Raw genomic sequence first — 9,879 nt, forward strand, 5'->3', positions numbered from 1 at the left:
CGAGCCGGGCCGCCCCGGTGGTCGATGCACCGCCCGAGACGACGACCACGTGGCCGCGGCTGTACTTGTGGCCGGCGAGGCTCGGCAGCGGCACCATGTCACGGACGAAGGCCGGGCCGACCAGGGCGCAGCGCGGCCGCACCGTGTCCAGAACGGCGTCCGGGATGCCGATGCCGGCGATGGTCAGCCGCCCGCGATGCAGCCGGCCCGGCAGCAGCCAGTGCCCCGGCTTGGCGCGGAAGAACGTGACGCTCTCGTCGGCCCGCACGGCCGCCCCCATCACGGCGCCGGTGGTGCCGTTGATGCCGCTCGGAAGATCCACGGCGACGATCCGGGCGCCCCGCCCGGCGGCCGCGCCGATCGCCTCGATCATGGCCCTGGGCAGGCCGTCGACCGGACGGTCGAGGCCGGCGCCGAACAGCGCGTCGATGACGACATGGGGGGCATCGCCGGCGCCGTCGAGATGCTCCGGGGCGGCCGGCAGGACCGGCCCGGTCCAGCGCCGTGCCGCCTCGGCGGCGTCGCCCTTCAGCCGGTCCGGCGATCCGACCAGCAGCAGCGAGACCCGGTAGCGCCGCTCGGCCAACAGCCGCGCCGCGACGAAGCCGTCGCCGCCGTTGTTGCCCGGCCCGGCCACCACGACGACGCGGCTGCCCGGCGGGTCGCGCCGCGCCACCGCCTCGGCGACCGCGCGGCCGGCGTTCTCCATCAGGACGATACCGGGAATGCCGGACGCGATGGCGAGGCGATCGGCCTCGCCCATCTCGGCCGTGGTCAGGAGCTCGTCGGCGGCTGCCAGCATGGGTGACCGTCACGGTTCTGCGGGTAACATCATAACACGGGACTAGCCCGCCGTCATGTCGACTTCACGACCCCCGCTGCCCGGCGGTGCGCCAGCCCGCCGATTTCGTGGGTCGCAACTTCACGTTTTCGCTATCGCGTTACCGCTCCACCTCTCCAGGCGCACCGGCGGGGCTCTTTGCGAGCAGCCACTGGCGCGTCTATAAGCACATCGCCTAATTATTGAGCTGCCATGTCGGGGCCGGATCGGCCGGGCCCCGGCCCGGGGACGACAATTGCCTGGAGAGCCGCGCAAAACGTGCCTTCCGGCGATTGGCATAGACCCTGCTAACGGGTGTGCGGGCCGGCTGGCATCGGCCTCCGGCGGGCCGGGGAGACGAGGTGTGATGAAGAAGATCGAGGCGATCATTAAGCCCTTCAAGCTCGACGAGGTGAAAGAAGGACTGCAGGAGGTGGGCCTTCAGGGCATCACCGTGACCGAGGCCAAGGGCTTCGGACGGCAGAAGGGTCACACGGAGCTCTATCGCGGGGCCGAATACGTCGTCGACTTCCTTCCCAAGGTGAAGATCGAGGTTGTCCTGGCCGACGATATGGTCGAGAAGGCGATCGACGCCATCCGGCGCGCCGCACAGACCGGCCGCATCGGCGACGGCAAGATCTTCGTCTCCAATGTCGAGGAAGTCATCCGGATCCGAACCGGAGAGACCGGCCTGGACGCCATCTGAACTCCGGGGTCGGCCGAACCCCCGGGGTTTTTCGTAACGCTTGCAAAGCAAAGGACGCATCTATGACGACGGCCAAAGACGTGCTGAAGCTGATCAAAGACAACGACATCAAGTACTGCGATCTGCGCTTCACCGATCCGCGGGGCAAGTGGCAGCACGTCACCATGGACATCTCGCAGATCGAGGAGGAGACGTTCTCCGAGGGCGTCATGTTCGACGGCTCGTCCATCGCCGGGTGGAAGGCGATCCACGAGTCCGACATGTGCCTGATGCCCGATCCGGCGACCGCCACGATCGATCCCTTCTTCGCCGAGACCACGCTGGTGCTGGTCTGCGACGTGCTCGAGCCGACCACCGGCGAGCCCTACAACCGCGATCCGCGCGGCATGGCCAAGAAGGCCGAGGCGCTGGTGAAGTCGATGGGCATCGGCGACACCATCTATTTCGGCCCCGAGGCCGAGTTCTTCGTGTTCGACGACGTGAAGTTCCAGGCCGATCCGTACGCCTGCGGCTTCCGGCTCGACTCGGTCGAGCTGCCGATCAACGGCGCCACCGACTACGAGGGCGGCAATCTCGGCCACCGCATCGGCTTCAAGAAGGGCTACTTCCCGGTGCCGCCGCAGGACTCGGCGCAGGACATGCGCTCCGAGATGCTGGCCGCGATGGCCAAGATGGGCTGCAAGGTCGAGAAGCACCACCACGAGGTGGCCTCGGCCCAGCACGAGCTCGGCCTGAAGTTCGCGCCCATGACGTTCATGGCCGACCAGCTGATGGTCTACAAGTACTGCATCCACATGGTCGCCAACATCTACGGCAAGACGGCGACCTTCATGCCGAAGCCGATCTACGGCGACAACGGCTCGGGCATGCACTGCCATCAGTCGATCTGGAAGGACGGCAAGCCGGTGTTCGCCGGCAACAAGTACGCCGACCTCTCGGAGACCTGCCTGTCCTACATCGCCGGCGTGATCAAGCACGCCAAGGCGATCAACGCCTTCACCAACCCGACCACCAACTCCTACAAGCGTCTGGTGCCGGGCTTCGAGGCGCCGGTGCTGCTCGCCTACTCGGCGCGTAACCGCTCGGCCTCGTGCCGCATCCCCTACACCACCAACCCGAAGGCCAAGCGCGTCGAGGTCCGCTTCCCGGATCCGATGGCGAACCCGTACCTGGCCTTCGCGGCGCTGCTGATGGCCGGCCTCGACGGCGTGAAGAACAAGCTCGATCCCGGCCCGGCGATGGACAAGGACCTGTACGACCTGCCGAAGGCGGAGCTCAAGCAGATCCCGACCGTGTGCGGCTCGCTGCGCGAGGCCCTCGAGGCGCTCGACAAGGACCGCGCCTTCCTCAAGGCCGGCGGCGTCTTCGACGACGACTTCATCGACGCCTATATCGAGCTGAAGATGACCGAGGTGATCAAGTTCGAGCACACCCCGCACCCGGTCGAGTTCGAGATGTACTACTCCGGCTGAGGCCGGCTTCCTCCAGATCGTTCGTCACGATCCGACTTTGGGGCGCCCTCCGGGGCGCCCCTTTTTCGTCCGGCGCGGCCGGCTGCCCGGCGACCCGGAGGTCGCGCAGCCTCGCGGACCCGAGAGCCGTTTAGATCGAACGCGCCACCTCGTACGCGTCCCAGACGGCATACATGATGTTCGACACCTGCCGGGCGTCGCCGAACCGGTAGACCTCCGGCACCAGGTCGCGGACCTTGTCGTAGAGGCCGTGCTCCGAGCGATAGCCGACGGCGAGGACGACGCTGTCGGCGGCGACGACCGTCTCCTGGTCGCCGGTCTTCACCTTGAACCCGCCCTCGACCGCCTCAGTCACGCAGCTCGAGGTCATGATCTCGATCGTCTTGAAGGCCAGCAGATCGTGCAGCATGTCGTGATTGGCGTGACAGAGCGGCCCGGCCAGCGCCAGGATCTTCGGCGCCAGCTCGACGATCGTCACATGCTTGCCCTGGCCGCGCAGCCACAGCGCCGTCTCGCAGCCGACCAGGCCGGCGCCGACCACGATGGTGGCGTCGCCCACCGAGACGACGCCGTTGAGCACGTCCTCGGCCGTGTAGACGTTGTCGGCGTCGCCGATGGTCAGGAGCTTCGGCTGCGATCCGGTGGCGACGATCAGCACGTCGGGCGAGGCGACCCGCACCGTCTCCTCGGTCACCTCGGTATCGAGGACGACCGGCACCCGCAGATCGCGCAGCTCGCGCTCGTACCAGCGGATCAGGGCGTGGTCGTCCTCCTTGAAGTCCGGCACGCCGCCCGGGATGACGACGCCGCCGAGGCGGCTCGACTTCTCGTAGAGCGTGACGACGTGGCCCCGGAGGGTGGCGACGCGGGCCGCCTCCATGCCGGCGATGCCGCCGCCGACCACCATCACGGACTTCTTCTCCAGCGCCGGCGTCAGGCCGTAATCGGCCTCGCGGCCGCAGGCCGGGTTCACGGCACAGGAGATCTGCGCATAGCTGGCGAGCCGCCCCATGCAGCCTTCCTGGCAGGACAGGCACGGCCGGATGTGCTCGATCCGCTCGGCCCGAACCTTGTTCGGAAGCCGCGAGTCGGCGAGCAACGGCCGGGCGAGACCGATGAAGTCGGTCTTGCCCGACGTGATCGCGTCGGCGGCACGGTCCGGATCGTCCATGCGGCCCGCCGTGATCACCGGCACCGTCAGGACGTTCTTCAGGATCGCGTTGTAGGGCAGATAAAGGCCCTTGGCCTGGTACATGGGCGGATGGCTCCAGTACCAGCTGTCGTAGGAGCCGACGTCGCCGTCGAAGGCATCGTAGCCGGCCGCCTCGAGATGCTTGGCCGCCTCGATGCCCTCGGGGATGTCGCGCCCCTTCTCGACGAACTCCTCGCCGGGCAGGCCGCCGCTCTTCCAGTCCTTGATGAAGCTCTTGATCGAGTAACGCAGCGCCACCGGGTAGTCCCGGCCGCAGCGCGCCTTGATGGCCTGGACGATCTCGACGGCGAACCGCAGGCGGTTCTCCAGGCTGCCGCCGTACTCGTCGGTGCGTTGATTGAACATCGAGATCGCGAACTGGTCGAGCAGATAGCCCTCGTGCACCGCATGGATTTCGATGCCGTCGAAGCCGGCCTTGCGGGCGATCTCGGCGCTGTCGGCGAACTTTTTGACGTAAGTCTTGATCTCCTCGATCGTCAGCGCGCGGCAGGTGACGCCGTCGAGCCAGCGGTGCGGGATCGGCGACGGCGCCACCGCGGTCGAACCGACGATGGACGGGATCGACACGCGGCCGAAGCCGGCGGACAGCTGCAGGAAGATCCGCGCGTCGTAGGCGTGCACGCGCTCGGTCAGGATCTTGCCGGTCTTGACGAAGTTGAGCGGGTTCAGCGTCGGGCACGGCATCGAGGGGAGCGCGCATCTCTCGATGTCGTTCTCCACCATGGTGACGCCCGTCATCAGCAGGCCGACGCCGCCGCGCGCCCGCTCGACGTAGAACTCGACGCCGCGATAGTTGAACGTGCCGTCGGCGTCGCACAGGCCACCCGGCCCCATCGGAGCGAGGACGTAGCGGTTCTTGAGTTCGAGACTGCCGATGGTCATCGGCTCGAACAGAATGCGATGATTTGGCTTCATGGCTGGGTCAGCGGACGAGCGCCCGCTCTCTGGGGGCTTTGCGCTTCCACGGCAGCAGGACGCCACCGGTCGGCGACGCCATACCGCTCCATTGCTATTCTTACAAAGACTTGATAGCGCTGATCCCCATGCCTCCGAGGTATGACGTATGGAACTCAGGCACCTGCGGTATTTTCTGGCGGTCGCCGACGAAGGCAGCATCAGCGAGGCCGCGCGCACCCGGCTCAACACCGCGCAGCCGTCGCTCAGCCGGCAGATCCGGGACCTGGAAGAGAAGCTCGGCGTCGCGCTGTTCGAGCGCCGCGTCCGCGGCATGGCGCTGACGCCGATCGGCAAGCTGTTTCTCGGCCACGTCCGAAAAATCCTGAAGCAGGTCGACGACGCCGTCGCCGAGGTGCAGGGAAGCCCGCTGGTGGTGCGGACCGGAATCATCCCGGGGCTGGAGACCAGCATCCTGCCCGAGCTGGCCCGGCTGGCGCGCCGCCATGTCGGCGAGGTCGACATCCAGGTGACCAGCTCGCCGTCGGCCAGCCTGATCCAGGATCTGAAGGACGGCACGCTGGACGTCGCTTTCGCACGGCCGGCCGAGCTGGAGGTCGACCTGCACTTCGAGCCGATCTGCGGCCACCGCATCGCCGCCTTCGTCCGCGACGACAGCGCCCTGGCGGAGCGGCCGGCGCTGCGCTTCGACGACCTGCGCGACCACACCTACGTCTCGGTCAATCGCCGCGTCGCCCCGTTCCTGCGCGGCGCTCTCGATTCGTGGGGCCAGCAGCGCGCCCTGGCGATGCCGTCGACCCATGTCGCCGCCGACATCGCGTCGGCCTTCTCGCTGGTCCTGGCGACCGGCGGCTTCGCCCTGATGCCCGACTATGCCGAGCAGCTGATGCCGAGCCGGGTCGTCATGCGGCCGCTGGCCGACGGGCCGCCGCCACTCATGCTCGCCATCGCGTACCGGCCGCTGGTCCCCTCCCCGGCCCAGTCGCTGATCAAGGCGATCGCCGAGGACTGGCCACGCGCCGCCGCATAGGTCCGGTTCCTACGGCGCCACGCCTCGGCGCTGCTTCCGGACAAACGCCGAATGCCGGCCCCCTGCTCGGGCCGGCATTCGTGTCCGGGCGGCGCGTGTCGCGGAGGAGAGACGCGACGGCGGCTCCGGCGATCAGGCCGCCGCCGGGACGAGCGGCGGGGCGGCGTCGGGCTGGACGCTCCACAGGATGGCGGCGTGCGCCTCGTCCCAGGCGGCGGAGTCGGGCTGCGAGGTGCCGAGCCCCGCGAGCGTGACGGCCGGCAGCTCCGGCGCCGTCTCGGCGGCCGCCAGCGTCGCCTCGCCGGGCAGCGCCCGCACCACGCGGTTGCGGCCGAGCGCCTTGGCCCGATAGAGCGCGGCGTCGGCTTCCATCAGCATCACCGAGACGTCGGTGGACGGGTCGCCCGCCGCGACGCCGACGCTGACCGTGGCGCCGATCGCGTGGGTGCCGACCTGCCGTCCGGCCTCCTCGAAGGCGTTGCGGACGCGCTCGGCCGCGATCGCCGCCTCGTCGACGCCGCCCGGCAGCAGCACCACGAACTCCTCGCCGCCGAACCGCGCGACCAGGTCGGTCGCCCGCAGCGTGCTGCCGATCACCGCGGCGAACAGCTTCAGCACCTCGTCGCCGACGAAATGGCCGTGGCGGTCGTTGATCGCCTTGAAGTGGTCGAGGTCGAACACCATCGCGGCGAGCGGCTCGCGCTTGCGGGTCTGCGCGGCGGCGAGCTGCGGCGCCCCTTCGAAGAAGGCGCGACGGTTGAACAGGCCGGTGAGCGGATCCGTCGAGGCGGCGGTGCGCTGCAGCCGCAGCACCTGGTCCTTGCTCAGCGTCATCACGATGAAGGCGGTGCCGACGACGTAGAGGATGGCCTCCAGCGCGAACACGGCGAACCAGCCGGTGGCGAGGCTGAACAGGCCGTTCTCGTCCGGCATCATGCTGGCGAGCGGCACCGGGGCCAGGAAGACGAGGCCGTGCAGCAGCGGCACGAACAGCGCCGGCCAGCGCTGGATCAGCGCCTTGCGGCGCTCGCGCCACAGCTCGAAGGCGGTCAGGAAGGCGTAGCTCGCGATGATCACCGAGCTTCCGATCACCCGGTGCGAGGCCGGCTCCATCAGGGCCGGGAAGGCGCTCGCCAGCAGCCAGGCGAAGGCGCCGGCGCTCATCGCCACCCACAGCACGGCGCGGCCGTGGAAGACGCGCGCCGCGCTCCAGATCAGGCCGCAGGCGAGATAGAGGAGCGCGTTGGGCAGCCCCTGCGGCAGCGGCAGCCCGCTCCCCTCGATGCTCCACAGCGCGACCGAGAAGCCGCCCAGGAGATAGGCCGCGCCCCACCAGGCGAGCGCCCGGATGCGCTCCTGCCGCCAGACGCTCAGCAGGAAGAGGCCGAGCAGCGAGGAGATGCAGGTGGCGATCACGAACAGCGTCGAGACGTCGAGGGCAATCGTCGCTGCCGGGTGGGAGGTGGTCATGACGATCTCCGAGGGCCGATGAACACCCGGAGTGTAGGCACGACGCGGCCGCCCCGACGAGCGGAGCCTGCGGAGACGCTTTGCGAGGGGCTGAACGAGATAGGCGGTTTTTCTCGGTGAAATTGATCGCAAGATGGGAAGAATGTTCGGAAATCACCGCACAAAGGCAAAGGACGACAGATTCACCTGCCAAATCGTGACGTTAGCGCCAACAACCGAATATTCTGTCGAATACGTTCCAAAAATTGCGGCGCGCCCGCGGCGGCCGCGGCAAAAACGGCCCCAAACGGGTTAACCCAAAGGGTGGTGCAAAGAAACCTCCCCACCCGTTTTCGGCGCAGCGGAAGGCCTCTCGTACCCTGCAGACGCCGGCGCGTCCTGGTTACCGAAAGGTTACCGGTCCGGGCCGTAAACCCAAACACCGGTTTTACGGTCCGGCAATGCGACGGTGGGATATTTCGGACGGAAACATTCGGTGCTGGCCTGCCGCGCCGCGTCGCGCGCGACATCCCAGGCAGCAACAGGCGGCCCCCACATGAGCGTGAGTTCGGCCTCGACCTCGTCGAGCGCGCTGCTCCAGCAGCTCTATTCCAGGATCGACCAGGATCGCAGCGGCGGCGTCACGCTGCAGGAGCTCGGCACCGCGGCCACCTCGTTGTCCGGTGGCAAGACCTCGCAGACCGACGTCGCGGCGCTGTTCCGCTCGACCGACCAGGACAGCAACGGACTGCTGTCGCAGTCCGAGGTGAAGTCGGCCTTCGAGAGCCTGTCCTCCACGATGCGCAGCCAGCTCCTGAGCGCGCAGGAGTCCTCCTCGGGCTCCGACACCGCCGTCGCCGACACGCTGCAGGCCCTGGTGACGTCGGCCACCGACTCGGCGGCCACGAGCGCGACCGCGACCGACTCGTCGGCCGCCGACTCGTCGGCCCGCGACAGCGCCGAGCCGCCGCCTCCCCCGCCGGGCGGCGGACGCGGAGGCCCGGGCGGCCCCGGCGGCCCGGGCGGTCCCGGCGGCCCGGGCGGTCCCGGCGGAAAGGGCGGCCAGCAGGCCGAGGCCAGCGACCCGGCCGACACCAATCACGACGGCACCGTGAGCCCGCCCGAGCAGCAGACCTACGAGGCCGCCCACCCGGCGACCGCATCGACCGACACGGACAGCGACGCGGCCGCCGAAGCGATCGAGAGCACCGCGCGCGACAGCCAGGCCAAGACGCTCGCACGCCCCCCGACCGCCACCGACACCAGCGTCAGCCCGAGCACCACGCCGGAGAAGGACCGGCTGGTGCGCGACACCATCACGACCCTGTAACGACAGCGACGACGCAACTCGTGAGTCAGGGGGCGAAAGCCCCCTTTTTTTGTTTCCGAACTCTCACGCCGCGGCGCTCGAATCTCCGCGCCGACCGCCGCCCGGCGCCTCGCCACAGACCGTCCCGGTCTCCGGCCCGTGTCCCGCAACGAAGCGGAAACAACAATTTCGTCAGCGATTTACCTCCGCTCAACACGGCGGGGCGACGCTCCGGGACGTGTTCCATACTGGCCTGCCGCGGCTCGGCGACATCCCAGTCAGCGAGGTTGCGTCCCATGAGTATCAGTTCGGTCTCCTCCACCTCCACGGCTCTCCTGCAATCGCTCTACAGCACGCTCGACAGCGACAAGAGCGGCGGCGTCACCCTGGAGGAGCTGCAGTCGACATCGTCGGCGCTCGCCGGCACGTCGAGCAGCGACGCTGCGACGCTGTTCACCAGCGCCGACCAGGACAGCGACGGGCTGTTGTCCGAGACCGAGGTGAAGAGTGCGTTCGACAGCCTCTCCACCACCATGCGGACCCAGCTTCTGACCGAGCAGGAGACGGGCTCGACCAGCGCGACCGCCGACACGCTGACCGCGCTGGTGAGCGGCGCGACGGCGGACACCGCGACCGCCGTCACGCCGGACAGCGACGACACCGGCATCAATACGGTGACCAGCAGCGAGACCAGCAGCGGCGGCTCGAGCGCCTCGTCCGGCTCGTCCGCCGCGTCGAGCTCCTCGTCGAGCGAGACCTACGACGCCGCCGACACCAACGAGGACGGCACTGTGAGCGCCGCCGAGCAGGCCGCCTACGACCAGAAGCATCCGGATCCCGCGGAGATGGGCAAGAACGGCGCCCCGCCGCCGCCCCCGCCCGGCGCCGCACCGTCCTCGACGGCGAGCAGCACGTCGTCCGCCGCCGGCGCCCTCGCGACGGCCGCCTGACCGCGCCGCGGCCCG

Annotated in this window: 8 protein-coding genes; 5 read left to right on the forward strand and 3 right to left on the reverse strand. The window is 69.0% G+C overall.

What is annotated here, in order from left to right; genetic code table 11:
- On the reverse strand, window positions 1–802 hold an 802-nt coding region (locus CH341_RS23330; RefSeq protein WP_245431214.1), incomplete at its 3' end, for an NAD(P)H-hydrate epimerase.
- A gap of 385 nt (window positions 803–1,187) precedes the next feature.
- On the opposite strand from CH341_RS23330, the gene CH341_RS23335 reads away from it, so the two are divergent.
- Window positions 1,188–1,526, forward strand: a complete 339-nt coding sequence (locus tag CH341_RS23335; protein WP_111356758.1) for a P-II family nitrogen regulator — start codon at window positions 1,188–1,190, stop codon at window positions 1,524–1,526.
- A 62-nt stretch (window positions 1,527–1,588) separates the two neighbouring features.
- Complete coding sequence (gene glnA, locus CH341_RS23340) at window positions 1,589–2,998, forward strand: type I glutamate--ammonia ligase (RefSeq protein WP_111421386.1); 1,410 nt, start codon at window positions 1,589–1,591, stop codon at window positions 2,996–2,998.
- Between the two features lie 130 nt (window positions 2,999–3,128).
- Here glnA and CH341_RS23345 read toward each other — a convergent pair whose 3' ends face one another.
- Entirely contained in the window at window positions 3,129–5,126 is a 1,998-nt protein-coding gene (locus CH341_RS23345; protein WP_111421387.1) for an oxidoreductase, read from the reverse strand.
- A gap of 148 nt (window positions 5,127–5,274) precedes the next feature.
- On the opposite strand from CH341_RS23345, the gene CH341_RS23350 reads away from it, so the two are divergent.
- Window positions 5,275–6,156, forward strand: a complete 882-nt coding sequence (locus CH341_RS23350) for a LysR family transcriptional regulator (protein WP_111421388.1) — start codon at window positions 5,275–5,277, stop codon at window positions 6,154–6,156.
- A gap of 132 nt (window positions 6,157–6,288) precedes the next feature.
- On the opposite strand, the gene CH341_RS23355 is transcribed toward CH341_RS23350, so the two are convergent.
- A complete protein-coding gene (locus CH341_RS23355) occupies window positions 6,289–7,626 on the reverse strand; it encodes a GGDEF domain-containing protein (RefSeq protein WP_111421389.1) in 1,338 nt (445 codons plus the stop codon).
- 535 nt (window positions 7,627–8,161) lie between these two features.
- Between CH341_RS23355 and CH341_RS35345 the strand changes: the two genes are divergently transcribed.
- Window positions 8,162–8,935, forward strand: coding sequence for an EF-hand domain-containing protein (locus tag CH341_RS35345; RefSeq protein ID WP_210208571.1), 774 nt, complete (start codon window positions 8,162–8,164; stop codon window positions 8,933–8,935).
- Window positions 8,936–9,210: 275 nt separating this feature from the next.
- Complete coding sequence (locus tag CH341_RS23370; protein WP_111421392.1) at window positions 9,211–9,864, forward strand: EF-hand domain-containing protein; 654 nt, start codon at window positions 9,211–9,213, stop codon at window positions 9,862–9,864.
- The last annotated feature ends 15 nt before the right edge of the window (window positions 9,865–9,879 follow it).

The organism is Rhodoplanes roseus, assembly GCF_003258865.1.
Classification (GTDB): domain Bacteria; phylum Pseudomonadota; class Alphaproteobacteria; order Rhizobiales; family Xanthobacteraceae; genus Rhodoplanes; species Rhodoplanes roseus.

Excerpts from the sequence above, each read along its gene's own strand:
- CH341_RS23335 (WP_111356758.1), top strand. The coding sequence starts at position 1,188 with ATGAAGAAGATCGAGGCGATCATTAAGCCCTTCAAGCTCGACGAGGTG.
- glnA (WP_111421386.1), top strand. The coding sequence starts at position 1,589 with ATGACGACGGCCAAAGACGTGCTGAAGCTGATCAAAGACAACGACATC.
- CH341_RS23345 (WP_111421387.1), bottom strand. The coding sequence starts at position 5,126 with ATGAAGCCAAATCATCGCATTCTGTTCGAGCCGATGACCATCGGCAGT.
- CH341_RS23350 (WP_111421388.1), top strand. The coding sequence starts at position 5,275 with ATGGAACTCAGGCACCTGCGGTATTTTCTGGCGGTCGCCGACGAAGGC.
- CH341_RS23355 (WP_111421389.1), bottom strand. The coding sequence starts at position 7,626 with ATGACCACCTCCCACCCGGCAGCGACGATTGCCCTCGACGTCTCGACG.
- CH341_RS35345 (WP_210208571.1), top strand. The coding sequence starts at position 8,162 with ATGAGCGTGAGTTCGGCCTCGACCTCGTCGAGCGCGCTGCTCCAGCAG.
- CH341_RS23370 (WP_111421392.1), top strand. The coding sequence starts at position 9,211 with ATGAGTATCAGTTCGGTCTCCTCCACCTCCACGGCTCTCCTGCAATCG.